At 61.2% G+C, this 19772-nt stretch carries 19 protein-coding genes; 11 read left to right on the top strand and 8 right to left on the bottom strand.

All coding sequences use genetic code 11. The features are described from left to right. Positions 1-4: 4 nt before the first annotated feature. The gene (locus ACW4TB_RS18755) at positions 5-889 is read right to left on the bottom strand and encodes a BKACE family enzyme (RefSeq protein ID WP_161871646.1); all 885 of its coding nucleotides are present in this window, start codon (positions 887-889) and stop codon (positions 5-7) included. 166 nt (positions 890-1055) lie between these two features. Further along, entirely contained in the window at positions 1056-2000 is a 945-nt protein-coding gene (gene choX / locus ACW4TB_RS18750; RefSeq protein ID WP_279933696.1) for a choline ABC transporter substrate-binding protein, read from the bottom strand. 144 nt (positions 2001-2144) lie between these two features. On the opposite strand from choX, the gene ACW4TB_RS18745 reads away from it, so the two are divergent. Continuing rightward, positions 2145-3092: a GlxA family transcriptional regulator gene (locus ACW4TB_RS18745; RefSeq protein ID WP_012316660.1), complete on the top strand. Its 948-nt coding sequence runs from the start codon at positions 2145-2147 to the stop codon at positions 3090-3092. Between the two features lie 3 nt (positions 3093-3095). Here ACW4TB_RS18745 and ACW4TB_RS18740 read toward each other — a convergent pair whose 3' ends face one another. The 3 genes from ACW4TB_RS18740 to ACW4TB_RS18730 all read right to left on the bottom strand — a co-directional run bounded on the left by ACW4TB_RS18740 (position 3096) and on the right by ACW4TB_RS18730 (position 5035). Next, positions 3096-3713, bottom strand: coding sequence for a hypothetical protein (locus tag ACW4TB_RS18740; protein WP_012316659.1), 618 nt, complete (start codon positions 3711-3713; stop codon positions 3096-3098). 72 nt (positions 3714-3785) lie between these two features. Continuing rightward, complete coding sequence (locus ACW4TB_RS18735) at positions 3786-4478, bottom strand: hypothetical protein (protein WP_279933697.1); 693 nt, start codon at positions 4476-4478, stop codon at positions 3786-3788. A 140-nt stretch (positions 4479-4618) separates the two neighbouring features. Further along, a complete protein-coding gene (locus tag ACW4TB_RS18730; RefSeq protein WP_012316657.1) occupies positions 4619-5035 on the bottom strand; it encodes a lysozyme inhibitor LprI family protein in 417 nt (138 codons plus the stop codon). Positions 5036-5321: 286 nt separating this feature from the next. On the opposite strand from ACW4TB_RS18730, the gene ACW4TB_RS18725 reads away from it, so the two are divergent. The 7 genes from ACW4TB_RS18725 to ACW4TB_RS18695 all read left to right on the top strand — a co-directional run bounded on the left by ACW4TB_RS18725 (position 5322) and on the right by ACW4TB_RS18695 (position 14390). Continuing rightward, entirely contained in the window at positions 5322-6299 is a 978-nt protein-coding gene (locus ACW4TB_RS18725) for a dipeptidase (RefSeq protein WP_003257506.1), read from the top strand. A gap of 77 nt (positions 6300-6376) precedes the next feature. Beyond that, a complete protein-coding gene (locus ACW4TB_RS18720; RefSeq protein WP_012316656.1) occupies positions 6377-6907 on the top strand; it encodes a DUF5943 domain-containing protein in 531 nt (176 codons plus the stop codon). A 15-nt stretch (positions 6908-6922) separates the two neighbouring features. After that, positions 6923-8983: a dimethylglycine demethylation protein DgcA gene (dgcA, locus tag ACW4TB_RS18715; protein ID WP_012316655.1), complete on the top strand. Its 2061-nt coding sequence runs from the start codon at positions 6923-6925 to the stop codon at positions 8981-8983. Between the two features lie 208 nt (positions 8984-9191). Further along, positions 9192-11144, top strand: a complete 1953-nt coding sequence (gene dgcB, locus ACW4TB_RS18710) for a dimethylglycine demethylation protein DgcB (RefSeq protein WP_012316654.1) — start codon at positions 9192-9194, stop codon at positions 11142-11144. After that, the gene (gene etfA / locus ACW4TB_RS18705) at positions 11144-12376 is read left to right on the top strand and encodes an electron transfer flavoprotein subunit alpha (protein WP_012316653.1); all 1233 of its coding nucleotides are present in this window, start codon (positions 11144-11146) and stop codon (positions 12374-12376) included. The genes dgcB and etfA overlap by 1 nt, the downstream gene beginning before the upstream one ends. A 10-nt stretch (positions 12377-12386) precedes the next feature. Next, on the top strand, positions 12387-13157 hold the full coding sequence (gene etfB, locus ACW4TB_RS18700) for an electron transfer flavoprotein subunit beta (RefSeq protein ID WP_012316652.1): 771 nt from the start codon (positions 12387-12389) through the stop codon (positions 13155-13157). Between the two features lie 393 nt (positions 13158-13550). Beyond that, on the top strand, positions 13551-14390 hold the full coding sequence (locus ACW4TB_RS18695; RefSeq protein ID WP_279933698.1) for an RHS repeat-associated core domain-containing protein: 840 nt from the start codon (positions 13551-13553) through the stop codon (positions 14388-14390). An 8-nt stretch (positions 14391-14398) separates the two neighbouring features. Here ACW4TB_RS18695 and gbcA read toward each other — a convergent pair whose 3' ends face one another. Then, the gene (gbcA, locus tag ACW4TB_RS18690) at positions 14399-15691 is read right to left on the bottom strand and encodes a glycine-betaine demethylase subunit GbcA (RefSeq protein WP_012316650.1); all 1293 of its coding nucleotides are present in this window, start codon (positions 15689-15691) and stop codon (positions 14399-14401) included. A 73-nt stretch (positions 15692-15764) separates the two neighbouring features. After that, positions 15765-15989 (bottom strand): hypothetical protein, encoded by a 225-nt coding sequence (locus ACW4TB_RS18685; RefSeq protein ID WP_080516501.1) that lies wholly within the window; start codon positions 15987-15989, stop codon positions 15765-15767. Here ACW4TB_RS18685 and gbcB point away from each other — a divergent pair. Beyond that, the gene (gene gbcB, locus ACW4TB_RS18680) at positions 15988-17088 is read left to right on the top strand and encodes a glycine-betaine demethylase subunit GbcB (protein ID WP_042111822.1); all 1101 of its coding nucleotides are present in this window, start codon (positions 15988-15990) and stop codon (positions 17086-17088) included. The genes ACW4TB_RS18685 and gbcB overlap by 2 nt on opposite strands. Before the next feature lie 151 nt (positions 17089-17239). On the opposite strand, the gene ACW4TB_RS18675 is transcribed toward gbcB, so the two are convergent. Then, positions 17240-18865: a methyl-accepting chemotaxis protein gene (locus tag ACW4TB_RS18675; RefSeq protein ID WP_254466736.1), complete on the bottom strand. Its 1626-nt coding sequence runs from the start codon at positions 18863-18865 to the stop codon at positions 17240-17242. A 276-nt stretch (positions 18866-19141) separates the two neighbouring features. Between ACW4TB_RS18675 and ACW4TB_RS18670 the strand changes: the two genes are divergently transcribed. Then, entirely contained in the window at positions 19142-19372 is a 231-nt protein-coding gene (locus ACW4TB_RS18670; protein WP_012316647.1) for a hypothetical protein, read from the top strand. Continuing rightward, entirely contained in the window at positions 19369-19671 is a 303-nt protein-coding gene (locus ACW4TB_RS18665) for a cell division protein ZapA (RefSeq protein ID WP_012316646.1), read from the top strand. Before ACW4TB_RS18670 ends, ACW4TB_RS18665 begins: the two co-directional genes overlap by 4 nt. Positions 19672-19772 lie beyond the last annotated feature (101 nt).

The raw sequence follows: 19772 nt of genomic DNA, 5'->3' as shown, positions 1-19772 counted from the left end.
GGTATCAGCGGCGTTTGAGGTTCATTTTTTCCCGGCCTTCTGCCGGGGTGAGGATGCGGCCACCCATGCGGGTGATGATTTCGCTCGCGCGCTCCACCAGTTGGCCATTGCTGGCCAACACGCCTTTGTCCAGGTAGAGATTGTCCTCAAGGCCCACCCGTACGTTGCCGCCCAGCAGCACCGCCTGTGCCGCCATGGGCATCTGCATGCGGCCGATGCCGAAGCCGGCCCAGGTGACGTCGGCAGGCAAATTGTCGACCATGGCTTTCATGGTTGTGGTATCGGCCGGTGCGCCCCACGGTATGCCCAGGCACAGCTGGAACAGCGGGTCATGCAATAGGCCTTCCTTGATCATCTGCTTGGCGAACCACAGGTGGCCGGTGTCGAAGATTTCCAGTTCGGCTTTTACGCCCAGTTCGGTGATGCGTTTGGCGCCGGCGCGCAATTGCGCCGGTGTGGAGACGTAGATGGCGTTGCCGTCGCCGAAGTTGAGGGTGCCGCAATCGAGCGTGCAGATTTCCGGCAGCAGTGCTTCGATGTGGGCCAGGCGCTCCAGCGGGCCGATCAGGTCGGTGCCGGGGCCAAACTCCATGGGCGACTCGCCCGGGCCGATTTCCAGGTCGCCGCCCATGCCGGCGGTGAGGTTGACGATGATGTCCACATCGGCTTCGCGGATGCGTTCCATGACCTCGCGGTACAGGTTCACGTCGCGGCTGAAACGGCCGGTTTGCGGGTCGCGGACGTGGCAGTGGACCACGGTGGCGCCGGCTTTGGCGGCCTCTACGGCGGCTTCGGCGATCTGCTTGGGAGTGACCGGGACCAGGTGGCTCTTGGCGACTGTGTCGCCGGCACCGGTGAGGGCGCAGGTGATGATGACGTCGTGGTTCATGGTGGTTCCTTGTCAGGGTTGTGGTGGCCCAATCGGCGTAGGAGCGGCCTTGTGTCGCGAAGGGGGCGCATAGCGGCCCTTGGGTTTGTGCAGCGCGCACAGATCCTGGGGCCGCGTCGCGGCCCTTTCGCGACGCAAGGCCGCTCCTACAGGCGATGAGGCCCTGTCAGTTGGCGGTGAGCTTGAGGTTGTCCGCTGCGGGCTTGCCATCGAAGGTGGTTACCCCTTCAAGCCAGCGCGTCTTGTCCTCGGGGTGGTCCTTGAGCCATTGGCGGGCCGACTCCAGCGCGTCCTTGTGGTCAAGCAGCGGCTGCATCATGCGGCTCTCGTCTTCGGCGCTGAATTTCAGGTTGGCCAGCAGGCGATGGGCGTTGGGGCAGCGTTGGGCGTAGTCCGGCGCGGTGACGGTCCACACCGTGGCGCGGCCTTCGTCAGGGCCCAGGGCATCCTGGCTGTCGCTCAGGTAGACCATGTCGATGTTCACGTTCATCGGGTGCGGCGCCCAGCCGAAGAACACCACGGCCTGCTTGCGGCGCACGGCGCGGTCGACTGCGGCGAGCATGCCGGCCTCGCTGGACTCGACCAGCTGGAACTTGCCCAGGCCGAACTGGTTCTTGGCGATCATCGCCTTGATCTGAGTGTTGGCGCCGGACCCGGGCTCGATGCCATAGATCTTGCCGCCCAGCTCTTTCTCGAACTTGTGGATATCTGCGAAGCTCTTCAGGCCTTTGTCGGCCAGGTACTTGGGTACGGCCAAGGTGGCCCGGGCATCTTCCAGGCTCGGTTTGTCGAGCACCTTGACCTGCTGGGCATCGATGAACGGTGTGATGGTCTGGGTCATGATCGGGTTCCAGTAACCCAGGAACATGTCCAGGCGCTTGTCGCGGATGCCGGCAAAGATGATCTGCTGCGAGGCGCTGGTCTGTTTGGTCTGGTAACCCAGGCCGTCGAGCAACACTTGCGCCATGGCGCTGGTGGCGATGACGTCGGTCCAGTTGACCACGCCAAGGCGCACGTTCTTGCAGGCCGCAGGTTCTGCGGCGAAAAGCGGTGTGGCAACGATGCTGCTCAGGGCAAGTGACAACAGGCTGCGGCGGATCAAGCTGTGCATGGTGGCTCTCCATCGGCAGTGCATATTGTTATTGAGGGCGGCCTCTGCGGACCGTGTGAATACGCTACGCTGGCGGCAAGGTGGAAAATCGCACTCTGGCGACAGGAATTAGCACCTGAGCGACCAGATTTTGTGGAGTAGGGAATGACCGAGACAATTGCCTTTCTTTTGGTACCGGGCTTTTCCGCCATGGGGTTCATTTCGGCGGTGGAACCCCTTCGGGTGGCCAATCGTTTCGGCGGGCAGTTGTACCGGTGGCAGGTGCTAAGCCTGGACGGCAGTGCGGTGTTGGCGAGCAACGGCATGTCGGTGAATGCCGATGCCGCGCTTGGCGGATGTGAGCCTGCAAACACCCTGCTCGTGGTGGCAGGTTTCGAGCCCTTGGCCAATGTTGCACCGAAACTGCTGCATGCGCTGCGAAGGCTCAACCACGAAGCTGTGGTGCTCGGGGGCATCGACACGGGTGCGATGGTGCTGGCTGAGGCAGGCCTGCTGGACGGCTACCGGGCGACATTGCATTGGGAAGCGCTCGAGGCATTCAAGGAGCGCTTTCCAAGCTTGCAGGCTACCCAGGAGCTATTCGAGATTGACCGCAATCGCATCACTTGCGCCGGTGGGACAGCTTCGATTGATTTGATGTTGCACCTGATAGCCCAGTCCCACGGCAGCGACTTGGCAGTCAAGGTGTCCGAACAGTTCGTGCTGGGGCGTATCCGTCAGCGCCAGGACCATCAGCGCCTGCAGATTGGTGCGCGTTACGGTATCAGCAACAAGAAGCTGGTCCATGCCATTGGCGAGATGGAAAAACACACCGAACCACCGCTGAGCACAATGGACCTGGCGGCCGCGATCAAGGTGACACGACGTCAGCTGGAGCGCTTGTTCCGCATGCACCTGAATGAAACACCGAGCAGTTTTTATCTTGCCCTTCGGCTGGATAAGGCACGCCAGCTATTGGCCCAGACCGACATGACGGTGACTGAGGTCAGCCTTGCGTGCGGCTTTGAATTGCCCTCGTACTTCACCCGGCGTTACAAGTTGAGGTTTGGAAAATGCCCGCGGGAAGAGCGTCGCTCGGGCCGTGCAAAGTAGGCTTCATTCCAGCTCACGCTTGAGGATGGCTCGCAGCTTTTCGCGGTTGCGTGATTGCAATTCAGTGCGTAGCGGGGCGAAGGCAACGGGATTGAAACGTGCCCCCAGATGATCAAATATCAGGTTCAGTTTTTTGGTTGGCTCGTCAGGGTCAGTGATGCAGTAGACATAAAACAGGATTCCGACCGGGATCGCGTCCCCTTCATGGTCCATTTCGATGCTCAGGTGCGAAGACGCGTTCATCACGGAAACCGTGCGCATGCCTGCCGAGTTCACAGCCGCTTGGACGTTTTTTTCCATGCTCTTGAACCAGGGGCCTTTATCGCGGGGAGGAGGAATATAGCCGTTGTACACATCGCTCAATGCGAGCAGGTGCGGCTCATACACGATTTTTTTATGGGTATGCTCCAACAACGTGAAGTGCAGCGATTGCAAGGTGGCGAGAACAACTGAGAACCATGGCGCAGGTTGAGTTTCCATGGAATAACTTTCATTGGCTATTGCCTGTGAATAACGCAGGCAAAGCTGCAAGTCCTCCCATGTTTCGAGTGTCAGCCATGGGGCGGGTTTGATGTTCAGTCGCTGCTCGAAGATTCGGGTGTCCAGGTGTGTAGCGTCCATGCGGCATCGCTCCTCGATGAGTGCAGAGGGCGTAAGCGGGTACCAGGTGACCCTGATACCCAGCCTCACCCCTTAAATGGCGAGGAATGCTGCGATGTCGCCTTTGATCTTCTCATTGACAAGATCACGTGCAGCATCAAAGTGGCGTACGCTGAAGCTGCCGTTTTGCGAGGCGCGATAGACGCGGGTCGAGGTTTTGTCGATTTTGCGGGTCAGTGCGCCGTCACGCTCGATTTTCGAATCGTAGCTGGCTTGGAAGCTGGTCATGTGCATGACAGGCAGACCTTGGGGAGTCATTTCGCACTGGGCCACTACGAAGTTGCTCGACTTGCCGGATTCGCTATGGCTGTGCTTCTCCAGGTGCTCCCGGACTTGCGGTTTTTCAACGATCACCTGCATTACGCGCCTGGCACACGCCGCGCGACGCGGGTCACGGGCGACGCTGATGGTAATGGAGTGGGTAATCAACTCTGCCAGTGTCAGGTTGTCTTCATCAATGGCGTCTTCGGCATGTGCCGCACCCGTCATGGTCCAGCCGAACTTGATCAGGCCGTCGTTGTAGTAGTTGTACCACTCCCGCTGTTGGGTCTCTTTGTCAAACTTCTTGTTGGTCAGTTCGGTCATCAGGCGCATACCGGCCAAGATGTCTTCTGCGATGCTGGCAGGTACATTGTCAGCGAATATGCAGATGGTCTGGCCGGTAGCGGCTACGCGCTCTTGACCTTCTTTGCGAATTTTTTCCATTTCAGCTTTGATGTCAGCCATTTCATGATTCCTTGATAGTGGAGGGAGTCAAAGACACACATTGCTAGCCCGTGGTCTTGACGCACTATCGAGAAAGCAGGGAATGCTCATCAGCAGCATATTGTTCCTCTGGCGTTGAGTGTTCACGCTCTCGTGCCTGATCAATCCTCGGGTGCCGGTTCATCACTGTTTTGTGAACCCAGGCTGCGCAAATACTCCGATCGCTCATCACTACGCTGTGCAATACAGCTATTCCAGGCTATCTGGAATGCCTTGCTACCCGCTTGCTCACCGTAGGTTTCGACTTTGCAATCGGCATCGCGCAATTGAGCCCAGACCTTCCTGGCGGATTCGATCTGCGACTGCAGGCCAGCTTCATCACCATACTGATCGAGCATTCGCTGAATCAGGTCGTCATAGGCCGAGTTCAGTTCACGCTCAGCGGTCTGCTTGTTGAATGCCGCGCAGGCGAACGTCTGCTGGTCGGTCTCGACATTGTCGCAAGGCGTGCTTTCTTCCTCACCGGCCTGGGCCCCGCTCACGATGGCCAGCAGCACCAGCCATGCCATTGATTTCATCCGTTTCTCCTCAACAGGCTGTCGAATCGCCGAGATTCTCGCTCAGCCGTAGATTCGGCGATAGCTCCCCGGGCAAATGTTCATGCAACGGCCGCAAAATGTTCGTTATCGAGACTGTCTCGCATCCTCTGACGGCGTCCCAGACGCGGTCATGTCGCGCATTGACGCTTTCGGCAAACCCCCTGTCGTTTTTGCATCGGGGCGCCCTTGGGCACAGGCATATGCTGGCCCCAAAGCGCCGGCACAACGTTCGGTGCGAACCCACTCAATAAAAGGGGACAGCCTGATGAGCCCAGCCGAGCTTCACGCCGACAGCATCGTCATCGACGGTTTGATCATCGCCAAGTGGAACCGCGAACTGTTCGAGGACATGCGCAAAGGCGGGCTGACCGCAGCCAACTGCACGGTGTCGGTCTGGGAAGGCTTCAAGGCCACCGTCGACAACATCGCTGCGAGCCAGAAGCTGATCCGCGACAACAGCGACCTGGTGATGCCAGTACGTACCACCGCCGACATCCGCAAGGCCAAGGAACTGGGCAAGACCGGTATCCTCTTCGGCTTCCAGAATGCTCACGCCTTCGAGGACCAGATTGCCTACGTGGATGTGTTCAAGCAGCTGGGCGTGGGCATCGTGCAGATGTGCTACAACACCCAGAACCTGGTTGGTACAGGCTGCTACGAGCGTGATGGCGGGCTGTCCGGTTTCGGTCGCGAAATCGTCGCCGAGATGAACCGCGTCGGCATCATGTGCGACCTGTCCCACGTTGGCTCCAAGACCTCCGAAGAGGTCATTCTGGAGTCGAAAAAGCCGGTCTGCTACTCCCACTGCCTGCCCTCGGGCCTCAAAGAACACCCGCGCAACAAGTCGGACGAGGAGCTCAAGTTCATCGCCGACCATGGCGGCTTCGTCGGCGTGACCATGTTCGCGCCGTTCCTGGCCAAGGGCATCGACTCCACCATCGACGACTACGCCGAAGCCATCGAGTACACCATGAACATCGTCGGTGAGGATGCTATCGGCATCGGCACCGACTTCACCCAAGGCCACGGCCAGGACTTCTTCGAGTACCTGACCCACGACAAGGGTTACGCCCGTCGCCTGACCAATTTCGGCAAGATCATCAACCCGCTGGGCATCCGCACCGTCGGCGAGTTCCCCAACCTCACCGAGACCTTGCTCAAGCGCGGCCATTCCGAGCGTGTGGTGCGCAAGATCATGGGCGAGAACTGGGTAAACGTTCTCAAGGACGTCTGGGGCGAGTAAGCCGCTCTCCAAGCCTCAAGGCCCCGGCCAGCAACGTCGGGGCAGCCAAACAAAATTTTTTATGGAGTTGAGTTTCCATGGCCAAGATCGCCCCGCAATTGCCAATCGAAGTCGACAGCGAAACCGGTGTCTGGACCAGCGACGCCTTGCCGATGCTGTATGTGCCGCGTCATTTCTTCGTCAACAACCACATGGGCATCGAGGAAGTGCTGGGCGCCGACGCCTATGCCGAGATCCTCTACAAGGCAGGCTACAAGTCGGCCTGGCACTGGTGCGAGAAGGAAGCCGAGTGCCATGGCCTGGAAGGCGTAGCGGTGTTCGAGCACTACATGAAGCGCCTGTCCCAGCGTGGCTGGGGCCTGTTCGAGATCCAGGACATCGACCTGGACAAAGGTACCTGCAGCGTCAAGCTCAAGCACTCGGCGTTCGTGTACGTGTACGGCAAGTGCGGCCGCAAGGTCGACTACATGTTCACCGGTTGGTTCGCCGGCGCAATGGACCAGATTCTCGCTGCACGTGGCAGCTCGATCCGCACCGTGGCCGAGCAGGTCTATGGCGGGTCGGAAGAAGGCCACGAAGATGGCCTGTTCGTTACAAAGCCGTTGTAAGCCGGAGATAGCGTCATGGCATTCGAAGCAATGTTCCAGCCGATCCAGATCGGCAAACTGACCATTCGCAACCGCGTGCTCAGCACCGCGCACGCCGAGGTCTACGCCACTGACGGCGGCATGACCACCGACCGCTATGTGAAGTACTACGAAGAGAAGGCCAAGGGTGGTATCGGCCTGGCGATCTGCGGCGGCTCGTCCGTCGTTGCCATCGACAGCCCGCAGGAATGGTGGTCGTCGGTCAACCTGTCGACCGACCGCATCATCCCGCACTTCCAGAACCTGGCCGACGCCATGCACAAGCATGGCGCCAAGATCATGATCCAGATTACCCACATGGGTCGCCGCTCGCGCTGGGACGGTTTCAACTGGCCGACCCTGATGTCGCCTTCCGGCATCCGTGAGCCCGTGCACCGCGCCACTTGCAAGACCATCGAGGTGGAAGAGATCTGGCGCGTGATCGGCAACTACGCACAGGCCGCGCGCCGTGCCAAGGAAGGTGGCCTGGACGGCGTCGAGCTTTCGGCTGTGCACCAGCACATGATCGACCAGTTCTGGAGCCCGCGGGTCAACAAACGTACTGACGAGTGGGGCGGCACCTTCGAAGGCCGCATGAAGTTCGGCATGGAAGTGCTCAAGGCGGTGCGCGCCGAAGTCGGCGACGACTTCTGCGTGGGCATGCGCATCTGTGGTGACGAGTTCCACCCCGATGGCCTCAGCCACGAGGACATGAAGCAGATCGCCGCCTACTACGATGCTACCGGCATGATCGACTTCATCGGCGTGGTCGGCTCGGGTTGCGATACCCATAACACCCTGGCCAACGTCATTCCCAACATGAGCTACCCGCCAGAGCCGTTCCTGCACCTGGCAGCCGGCATCAAGGAAGTGGTCAAGGTCCCGGTGCTGCACGCGCAGAACATCAAAGACCCGAACCAGGCCACGCGCATCCTCGAAGGCGGCTACGTGGACATGGTCGGCATGACCCGTGCGCACATCGCCGACCCGCACCTGATCGCCAAGATCAAGATGGGTCAGATCGACCAGATCAAGCAATGCGTCGGTGCCAACTATTGCATCGACCGCCAATACCAGGGCCTGGATGTGCTGTGCATCCAGAACGCTGCGACCTCCCGTGAATACATGGGCGTGCCGCACATCATCGAGAAGACTACCGGCGTCAAGCGCAAGGTGGTGGTGGTCGGTGCCGGCCCTGCCGGCATGGAAGCGGCGCGCGTTGCTGCCGAACGCGGCCACGACGTGACCTTGTTCGAGAAGAAGGACCAGATCGGTGGGCAGATCACCATCGCCGCCAAGGCGCCGCAGCGTGACCAGATTGCCGGTATCACCCGCTGGTACCAGCTGGAGCTGGCACGCCTGAAGGTCGACCTGCGCCTGGGTACTGCCGCTGACGTGGCGACCATTCAGGACCTGCGCCCGGACGTCATCGTGCTGGCAGTAGGCGGGCACTCGTTCCTGGAACAGAACGAGCACTGGGGGGCTGCCGAAGGCTTGGTGGTCAGCAGCTGGGACGTGCTCGACGGCAAGGTCGCGCCGGGCAAGAACGTGCTGGTGTACGACACCATCTGCGAATTCACCGGCATGTCGGTGGCCGACTTCATCGCCGACAAGGGCAGCCAGGTCGAAATCGTCACCGACGACATCAAACCGGGCGTTGCCATGGGCGGTACCAGCTTCCCGACCTATTACCGCAGCATGTACCCCAAAGAAGTGATCATGACCGGCGACATGATGCTGGAAAAGGTCTACCGCGAAGGCGACAAACTTGTGGCGGTGCTTGAGAACGAATACACCGGCGCAAAGGAAGAGCGCGTGGTCGATCAGGTGGTGGTCGAGAACGGTGTGCGCCCTGACGAAGCGCTGTACTACGCGCTCAAGGAAGGCTCGCGCAACAAGGGCCAGATCGACGTGGAGGCGCTGTTCGCCATCAAGCCACAGCCGATCCTGAGCCAGCCGGGCGAAGGCTACCTGCTGTACCGCATCGGCGACTGCGTGGCCCAGCGCAACGTACATGCGGCGATCTACGACGCCTTGCGCCTGTGCAAGGATTTCTGATCGCACCGCCTCTCTAGGGGCGGGACCGGCCCCCCGTGTAGGAGCGGCCTTGTGTCGCGAAAGGGTCGCGAAGCGGCCCCAAGATCTTCACAGCACTATAGATTTTGGGGCCGCTTCGCGACCCTTTCGCGACACAAGGCCGCTCCTACATGGGGTCCGCGCTGGCCTTCGGGGCAGCGCAAGAATCCAGCTGTTGTGGGAGCCCCCCATGTTGAACACCCTGTTACCCATCCTGCTGTTCGCTGCCCTTGGCCTGGCGGTGCTCGGCGCCCTGCGCCGGGTGCGCATGTGGCGGCGTGGCCGAGCCTCCAAGGTCGACCTGATCGGCGGCCTGCTGGCCATGCCGCGGCGCTACCTGGTGGACCTGCACCACGTGGTCGAGCGCGACAAGTACATGTCCAAGACCCACGTGGCCACTGCGGGCGGCTTTGTACTATCGGCAGTGCTGGCAATCCTGGTGCACGGCTTCGGCCTGCAGAGCAAGATCCTTGGCTACGCCTTGCTGGTGGCGACTGTAATCATGTTCACCGGTGCCATCTTCGTCTTCAAGCGCCGGCTCAACCCGCCATCGCGCCTGTCCAAAGGCCCATGGATGCGCCTGCCGAAAAGCCTGCTGGTGTTCGCCGCAAGCTTCTTCATTGCCACCTTGCCGGTGGCCGGCATCCTGCCCGCCAACACCGGTGGCTGGGTGATGGTCGCGATACTTGGCTTGGGCGTGCTGTGGGGCGTGTCGGAGCTGTTCTTCGGCATGACCTGGGGCGGCCCGATGAAACACGCCTTCGCCGGTGCCCTGCACCTGGCTTGGCACCGCCGCGCCGAACGCTTCGGCGGCGGCCGTTCAACCGGTTTGAAGCCGCTGGACCTGGAAGACCCGAACGCCCCGCTGGGCGTGGAAAAGCCGGTGGACTTCACCTGGAACCAGCTGTTGGGCTTCGACGCCTGCGTGCAGTGCGGCAAATGTGAGGCGGTGTGCCCGGCGTTCGCTGCGGGCCAGCCGCTGAACCCGAAAAAACTCATTCAGGACATGGTCATCGGCCTGGCCGGTGGCACCGATGCCAAGTTCGCTGGCAGCCCGTACCCTGGCAAGCCGATCGGCGAACACGGCGGTAATCCACACCAACCGATCGTCAACGGCCTGGTCGACGCCGAAACACTGTGGTCGTGCACCACCTGCCGTGCCTGCGTCGAGGAATGCCCGATGATGATCGAGCACGTCGATGCCATCGTCGACATGCGCCGCCACCTCACCCTGGAAAAGGGCGCAACCCCGAACAAGGGCGCCGAGGTGCTGGATAACCTGATCGCGACCGACAACCCGGGCGGCTTTGCCCCAGGCGGGCGGATGAACTGGGCCGCTGACCTTAACCTGAACCTGCTGTCTGACGTGAAAACCACCGAAGTGCTGTTCTGGGTCGGTGACGGCGCGTTCGACATGCGCAACCAGCGCACCCTGCGGTCGTTCGTCAAAGTACTCAAGGCCTCGGGCGTGGACTTCGCCGTGCTTGGCCTGGAAGAGCGTGACAGCGGCGATGTGGCGCGCCGCCTGGGTGACGAAGCGACCTTCCAGCAGTTGGCCAAACGCAATATCCAGACCCTGGCCAAGTACAAGTTCCAGCGCATTGTCACCTGCGATCCGCACAGCTTCCATGTGCTGAAGAACGAGTACGGCGCGTTGGGCGGCGACTACCAGGTGCAGCACCACAGCACTTACATCGCCGAGCTGATCGCAGCCAGTAAGCTCAACCTCGGGCAGCACAAGGGCGGCAGCGTCACCTATCACGACCCGTGCTACTTGGGCCGCTACAACGGCGAATACGAGGCCCCGCGGCAAGTGTTGAAGGCGCTGGGTATCGAAGTACGCGAAATGCAGCGCTCGGGGTTCCGTTCCCGCTGCTGCGGCGGAGGCGGCGGTGCGCCGATCACCGACATCCCGGGCAAGCAACGTATCCCCGACATGCGCATGGATGACATCCGGGAGACCCAGGCCGAGCTGGTGGCGGTAGGGTGCCCGCAGTGCACTGCGATGCTCGAAGGGGTGGTCGAACCACGCCCACAGATAAAGGACCTCGCCGAGTTGGTAGCCGATGTGCTGATCGAAGAGGAAACACCTGCGGCCCCAAAGTCGCCAACGGTAGAACGTGAACCTGCGGAGGTGCACTGATGAGCGACATCATCCGCCGCGACCCACGCGCCGAGTGGATCGCCCGTAACCGCCTGCATCCGCTGCATGCGGCGCTGCAGACGCAACAAACCCGCTGGCTGGGGCCCAACGGCCTCATGCGCAAGAACCCGCATGCCATCGCCGCCGGTTTCATCGGTCCCAATGGCCTCAAGCGCATCGACCGCAGCGGTGCTCAACAGGGCACCGCTGTCGGCGGGCGGCGCAGCGCGGCGGCCGAAGTGCAATTGCCGCTGCATCAGGTGCCAGCGCCTGCGTTCTACATCGCCGTGGTGCCCGACATGGTGGGCGGCCGCCTCAGCAGCCATGACCGTGACCTGCTCGGCCTTGCCCACAGCCTGGCCGGGAGTGACGGCGCGGTGTTGGCCGTGGTGTTTGGAGAGCACAAGGAAAGCAAGTTTTCCACAGCGGGTGTCGACCGCGTGCTGGTCATCGACGGCGAGCAGTTTGAAGGTTATGCACCGGAGCAACGGGTCCAGGGTCTGCGCGCTGTGGATAACCAGTTCACCCCACGCCATTGGTTGTTGCCCGATAGCCGCACCGGGGGTGGCGAACTGGGCCGGCGCTTGGCTGCAGCCTTGGGCGAACGGCCGGCGACGCGCGTCTGGCAGATCAAGGACGGCCAATGCATCGGCCGTGCTGGCGCGGGTCAGCAGGACCTGCAACGCGCGGTGCCGCGCCTGATCCTGGGTGCTGCCGAGTGCGCCGAGCCGGTCAGCGAGACCCGCCACGAAGCATTGCCGGTGGAGTTGTCCACAGGCGTGGTGCGCAGCTTGTCGCGTATCGAAGACCTTGGCTCGGTGGCCGTCGACCCGGCGACCATCGCCATGGCCGAGGCCGAATTCATCGTCTCGGGGGGGAATGGCGTCAAGGATTGGGACCTCTACCACAAGGCGACTGCTGCTCTGGGGGCAACCGAGGGTGCTTCGCGGGTGGCGGTGGACGATGGCTTCATGCCGCGTAATCGCCAGGTCGGCGCAACCGGCACCTGGGTTACCGCACGGGTCTATGTGGCTGTGGGGATCTCGGGCGCGATCCAGCACCTGCAGGGTATCGGTGCCTGCGACAAGGTGGTGGCGATCAACATGGACCCGGGCTGCGACATGATCAAACGGGCTGACCTGTCGGTGATTGGCGACAGTTCGGCGATTCTCCAGGCACTGATCGAGGCTGTGGACAACTTCCGCAGCGGCGGCCAGCGCGACGCAGCGTAAGGGCATGAGCATGAGTACGAAAGTCATCAGCCTGGTTTCCATCGGTGCCCATCCAAGCTCCGGCCGCGCCCGTCGCGCCGAGCAGGATGCCCGTGCCGTGGAGCTGGGCTTGCAGCTGGCTGGGGATAACTTGCAGGTGGTGCATGCCGGTGACCCGCGCGAAGAAGCGCTGCGCGCATACTTGGGGATGGGCCTGGACCATCTGGACGTGCTGGAGCAGCCGGCCGGTGCCGATGTGCTCGGTGTGCTGGGCGATTACCTACGCGATGCCGGGGCACAGTTGGTACTGACCGGCAGCCAGGCCGAAACCGGCGAGGGCTCTGGCATGTTGCCCTTCCTGCTGGCCGAAAAGCTCGGCTGGCCGTTGATCGTGGGGTTGGCAGAGGTGGAGTCGATCGACAACGGCACCGCCCAAGTACTGCAGGCGTTGCCTCGTGGGCAGCGGCGCAGGCTGAAAGTGCGCCTGCCGTTGCTGGCAACTGTGGATAACGCGGCGCCCAAACCGCGGCAGAGTGCCTTTGGGCCGGCGCGGCGCGGTGTGTTGGCGGCACGCAATGTCGCCATCGTCGAGGATGAACTGCTGGGCGAAGCGCAGTTGCAGCCAGCCCGCCCAAGGCCCAAGCGCCTGAAGGTGATCAAGGCCAAAAGCGGCGCCGACCGGATGAAGGCCGCGACGGCCAAGGCCAGTGGAGGCGGCGGTAAGGTCTTGAAAGACGTTTCTCCACAGGAAGGCGCCGAAGCGATTCTCAAGTTGCTGGTGGAGGAGGGCGTATTGCGCTGAGGTTACCCACGGAATCTGTTCGCCAAGGTGTGGATAAAGTGTTTGCCAATCGCTGCAAGCCAGCAAGGACGCCGTCTTGAAGGATATGATCAAATAATCGCCAATTACTTCAAACCTGGGTCTAAACACCACGGCCCCTAAGGTTTTGCTTTGTTATCCACAGCAGTTATCAACATCCCTATGACTTGCCCACAATGTCTGTTAGTCAACCTGTGGGCAAGTTGTTTGGTAAGTGCTACAGCCATTGCTTTCAAAGGCTTGCAGGGTTTTGATCAAAAAATGATCTGACGAGGCTGAGCTTCGCTCCGGTCCAGCTGTAACTGTCATTTCTGCCAGTTAACGTTCCATACAGCCCTTGTTAACGTTATGGCACAAATGGCCTGGAGCGTTGCCATGGGCAAAACCACACTGCTGGCGACTGATCTCCAGCGCACCGTTGTGCGCAGCGGGGATGCCTTGCCTCGACGCTATACCCCCTATGGCGGATTCAGGCCGGATGATGGCTCCTGGTTGGGGTTTTCAGACGCCCACCTTGATCACGCCAGTGGCTGCTACTTGCTGGGTAACGGGCACCGCGCCTTTAGCCCGGCACTGATGCGCTTTGGTTCGCCTGACCGACTCAGCCCGTTCGCGCGGGGTGGCCTGAATGCTTACGCTTATTGCCTTGGAGACCCGATCAACCATCGCGATCCGACGGGGCAGGAGGCCGCAGACTATCTGTTTCCCATCCTGAGCATCCTTTCCAACCTTGCGGGTGCGTTCACCAGTGGTCTACGGCTGCGATCGATGTCGCGAACCCGCCAGATGCACCAAGCAACGGGATCCTATCCTGCCAGCCGTGGTGGCTTTATGACCTATGGCACCGTGGAAAGTCATACATTACCGCCGTCATCGGTCGATTGGGCGTTCACAGGGATAAGTGGTGTCAGTGCCGTTGCAGGCATCACCCTGGGCATCAGCCGAACCGTGGAGCCAGGAGAAGACTGGCAGACATGGGCGTTGGCGACCCTGACCGTCATATCACTAGGCACATCGGTCAAAGAGGTGTGGGCGTTGGCCCAGGCCAGGTCGTGGGAGCGATATCCTGTCACCACTGTGCGGATGAACTCCAACGGGGCAGATTCAGCAGGCTCGACGCCTCCGGCCGCTAGGTCGAACAGCACGGCTGCAAACGCCATACGGCAATCTTGGAGCGAGCTTGAGCCAGTGGCGGGCGCCACTGGCCGAAGGTGAGCGGCTACTTACTGAGCCTGCACTTCCTTAAGGTACGCAGCCGGCTCTGCACCAAGGTTCTCCAGCACGCGCTGGCTGTACCAATCGATGAAGTTCACCACACCAAACTCATAAGTCTTCGAGTACGGCCCTGGCTGGTAAGCCGTGGAGTTGATGCCACGCTGGTTCTCTTCCGCCAAACGGCGGTCCTGGTCATTGGTGGCATCCCAGACCTTGCGCATACGTTCCGGGTCGTAATCGACACCTTCGACGGCATCCTTGTGCACCAGCCACTTGGTGGTGACCATGGTCTCCTGGGCGCTGATCGGCCATACGGTGAAGACGATCATGTGGTCGCCCATGCAGTGGTTCCACGAGTGCGGCAGGTGCAGGATGCGCATCGAGCCCAGGTCCGGGTTCTTGATACGGCCCATCAGCTTCTGGCAGGCCTGCTTGCCGTCCATGGTCATCGACACGGTGCCCTTGAGCAGCGGCATGCGCACGATGCGGTTACGCAGGCCATGGCTCTTGTGCAGGTACGGGATCTTCTCGGCTTCCCAGGCGGCGGCGGAGGCGGCCACGTGGTCCTTGAATTCCTGGCTGGCGCGCGGGTCGTTGGTGTCGTCCCACTCCAGCAGGGTTTGCAGCAGCTCCGGGTGTGAGCCGGAGCAGTGGTAGCACTCGCGGTTGTTTTCCAGCACCAGCTTCCAGTTGGCCTTTTCCATCAAGGTGGTTTGCACTGCCACCTTGGTGTTCTCCATGTCATACGGTTCCATGTAGTGGTCCAGGGTGGCCAGGAACTCGTCGATAGCAGGTGGGTTTTCCGCCAGGCTGATGAAGATGTAGCCACCTGCGACCTTAACGTTCACAGGCTTCAGGCCGTACTCCTTCATGTCGAAGTCGGCGCCCATTTCAGTACCCGCGAACAGCAGGCGGCCGTCCAGTTCATACGTCCACTGGTGGTAATGGCAGACCAGCTTTGCCACTTTGCCTTTCTCACTGACGCACAGGCGCGAGCCGCGATGGCGGCAGACGTTGTGGAAGGCATGCACCTTACCTTCGCTACCGCGCACCACAATGATCGGGTTCTTGCCGATCTGCAGGGTGATGTAGTTGCCCTTGGCCGGGATTTCGCACGTCATGCCGGCAATCAGCCATTCCTTGTGGAAGATCTCCTGCATGTCTATCTGGAACAGACGCTCGTCGGTGTAGAACGGCTGGGGCAGCGAGTAGGTGCGCTCGCGGGTCTGCAGCATCTCGGCGGTGGCCTTGCGTGCAGGTTCCAGTGGATCGCCCAGGCTCAGGGTTGCGGTGACGTCCATCGTGTAATCCTCGGGGCCGTATGCGGCCGGCAAAAGGTGGCTAATCGTTGTTGTGGTGCCGCAAGAGCATCTGTCAAAAAACAGCAGGTTCTTTTGCCGTGGAGTGTGCGTCCGAAGACGCCGCGAACCGTATCCATGGGCGACATGGCCGATTTGAATTACGACGCGCCAGCCCTTGTAGCACGGGGCTGGTCGCGATAAGCACGCCGATGTCGCAGGCAGGAATGTGCGGCGCCTTCAGCTTGCGCATTATCGCAGCCATGAAAAGGGCCAATTGTCGGCCGCTGGAGATGAACATGTCCGATACTTTCCTCAATCCGGTCACCACCCAGACCTGGGCCAATGGCCGCCACATCGTGCGCTGCGTCAAGGTCATCCAGGAGACCTGGGACGTGCGCACCTTCTGCTTCATGGCCGACCAGCCGATCATGTTCTTCTTCAAGCCTGGGCAGTTCGTCACCCTGGAGCTGGAGATCGAAGGCAAGCCGGTGATGCGTTCCTACACCATCTCCAGTTCGCCGTCGGTGCCCTACAGCTTCTCGATCACGGTCAAGCGGGTGCCAGGCGGGCATGTGTCCAACTACCTGCACGACACCATGCACGAAGGCCTTGAAGTGCCGGTGCACGGCCCGGTGGGGCTGTTCAACGCCATCGACTTCCCGGCGGCCAAGGTGCTGTACCTCTCCGGCGGTGTCGGTATTACGCCGGTGATGTCCATGGCGCGCTGGTTCTACGACACCAACGCCAATGTCGACATGGTCTTCGTGCACAGCGCCCGTTCACCGAAAGACATCATCTACCACCGCGAACTGGAGCAGATGGCTTCACGCATCCCCAACTTCAGCCTGCACATCATTTGCGAGAAGCATGGCCTGGGTGAGCCATGGGCGGGTTATCGCGGCTATCTGAACCAGCGGCTTATGGAGTTGATTGCGCCCGATTACATGGAGCGCACGGTGTTCTGCTGCGGCCCGACGCCATACATGACTGCGGTCAAGCGCATGCTCGAGGCCGTCGGTTTTGACATGAAGAACTACCACGAGGAGTCGTTCGGTGCGACGCCGGCAGAGGCCAAGGCCGACGCCGTGGAGCATGCCGAGCAGGCGGCCGATGCGCCGGAAGTGGACGTTTCCGAGCTCAACCTGGTGGAGTTCATCGGCAGCGAGAAGAGCATCCGGGTTGCCCCGGGCGAGACCGTGCATGCGGCGGCGGCGAAGGTTGGCCTGATGATTCCGAAAGCCTGCGGTATGGGCATTTGCGGGACGTGCAAGGTGCTCAAGCTGGGCGGGGAAGTGGAAATGGAGCACAACGGCGGTATCACCGAAGAGGACGAAGCCGAGGGCTACATTCTGTCTTGCTGCAGCGTGCCGAAAGGGGATGTGCGGATCGATTACTGATCCGGAAATTGCTGGGGCTGCCTTGCAGCCCAATCGCCGGCAAGCCGACTCCCACAAGGTTCCGTAGCGCTGCTGTCAATGGCACAGCTGGCACAGATCTCTGTGGGAGCCGGCTTGCCGGCGATTGGGCCGCAAAGCGGCCCCGGCGATGTCAGGTGCGAAAACGTGCCACCAGCCCATTCAGATCCACAGCCAGGCGCGACAGCTCTGCACTCGCCGCGCTGGTCTGGTGCGCGCCGGTTGCGCTCTGCACCGAAAGGTCATTGATATTCACCAGGTTGCGGTCCACTTCCCGCGCCACTTGGGCCTGTTCTTCCGCCGCGCTGGCGATTACCAGGTTGCGTTCATTGATCTGCGCCACTGCCCCGGCGATGGTGTCCAGCGCCATGCCGGCGCCCTTGGCGATATTCAGCGTCGACTCGGCGCGTTCGGTGCTTGTGCGCATCGATTCGACCGCCTGTTCGGTGCCGCCTTGGATGCTGCCGATCATCCGTTCAATTTCGCTGGTCGACTGCTGGGTGCGGTGGGCCAGTGCGCGCACCTCGTCTGCCACCACGGCAAAGCCACGGCCTGCTTCACCCGCGCGGGCTGCCTCGATCGCAGCGTTGAGCGCCAGCAGATTGGTCTGGTCGGCCAGGCCACGGATGACATCCAGTACCTTGCCGATGTCGCGCGATTGTTCGGCCAAGTGGGTGATCAGTTTGGCCGTAGCCTGCACATCACCGCTCATCCGCTCGATGGCACCCACGGTTTCCAGCACCAGGTCACGGCCGTCGCCGGTCGAGCGGCTGGCTTCGCTGGAGGCTTCTGAGGTGCTTACAGCGTTACGTGCCACTTCCTCGACGGCGCTGGTCATCTCGGTCACCGCCGTGGCGGCCTGCTCGATTTCGTTGTTCTGCTGTTGCAGGCCTCGCGCGCTCTCGTCGGTAACGGCGTTCAGCTCTTCGGCGGCCGACGCCAGCTGGGTAGCGGAGCCAGCAATCAGCTGCAGGGTGTCACGCAATTTTTCCTGCATGCGCGCCATCGCGCGCAGCAGGCGTGCGGCCTCATCGGTGCCTTCGGCGCGGATGATATGGGTCAGGTCACCGTCGGCAATCTGCTCGGCGGCTAGGAGGGCTTCGTCGATCGGCTTGACGATGCTGCGGGTCAGCAGCAACGCGCAGAGGAAGGTCAGCACGGCTGCGGCAATCAGCAGGCCGATCACCAACGCGAAGGCCGCGGCATACTGATTGGCAGCGGTTTCGTTGGTTGCGCGCGTCTGTTCTGTGTTGATGCGCACCAAGGTGTTCATGACCTTGTTGATCTGCTCGGAATTGGCCAGCAGGTCGCGGTTGAGCAGATCACGCAGCTCATCGGTGCGGTTGGCCTGGCTCAGGCTGCGCATGCGCGACTCCAGCTGACGGTACTGGTTTAGCAGCTCGGTGTACTGGTCGAAGGCGGCCTGTTCGTCTGCGGCGCTGATCAGGGGCAGGTAGGCCTGGCGAGCACGGTCGATCTCGGCGTTGCGCTGGTCCAGCAGGTTGAGGGTGTCGCGCTGGACTTCCGGCTCGCGGTTGAGCATCAAGCGGTAGGAGAGGGTGCGCAGGCGCAGGTTGAGCGAGGTCAGTTCGTCCAGGGTCTTGATACTGGGCACGCTGATGTTTTCGATGGCAAGGCCCGCCTGGCGGATGTTGCCCATCTGCATGAGCGAGAAGACGCCAAGGCCGAGCATGAGCAAGCCGATCAGGGCGAACCCGAGCAGGGCGCGCGGGGCGATATTCATGTTGCGTAGGGACATGGAAGGAAGAATCCAGACAGAGAAGTGGACGCGTTCCATGCGACGAAATATGACTTACCTGGCTATCGGTCGTGACCGGCCAGTCTTGAGCGTGAACGGCGAAAGTTGTGAGCCAGCTATCCATTTACCTGACCGGCGGTTGACCCAGGTCGGAACAAGGGGCCCGATACCCTGTCAATCTGCGGGATAGAAACCTTGAGATTCCGATATTTAATGGCGAGGGCTCACACTTTTCTTTATCGTGTGCGCCCTTTGCAACAACCCGAGATAGACCCCATGCTGGAAGCCTCCCTGAATCAACTCGAGCAACTGGTCAGCGACCTGATGCAGAAAAACGCTCAACTCACCGAGCAGAACACCACCCTTGGCCAGGAACTGGCCCAGGCCAAGGAAGAGAACGAAACCCTGCAACTGTCGCTGATGGAGCAGGAAGAGAAGCACGGCGCCACCGCCGCGCGCATCCAGGCGCTGGTTGAGCGCGCCAGTGCAGGTGTCGTCGGCGCATGAGACTGCAAGCGCAGCCGGTCAATGTCGTGTCGATCCTCGGCAACGATTATTCGATCAAGGCGCCCGAAGGCCAGGAAGAAACCCTGGCGCAGGCGGTACGCATGCTCAACACCGCCCTTGCCGAAACCAAACGTTCGTACCCGACCCTGATCGGCGACAAGCTGCTGGTGCTGGCCGCCCTGAATCTGTGTTCCAAGCAGGTTGAACTGCAGAAGGAACATCAGCAGACCCTTGAGCGTACACAGGCGCAGATCGACGCCACGGTGGACGCGATCGTTCGGACCATCGCCGAACAGTAAGAGCGCACCGATAACGCTGTGGGTACAGGCTTGCCTGCCCCACGGCGTCTCCACCCTTGTTGCAGATCGCTGGTATAACTGGATACCTGAGTGTATACACT

Source organism: Lelliottia jeotgali, assembly GCF_977070485.1.
This window is presented reverse-complemented; position numbering and strand designations above follow the sequence as displayed.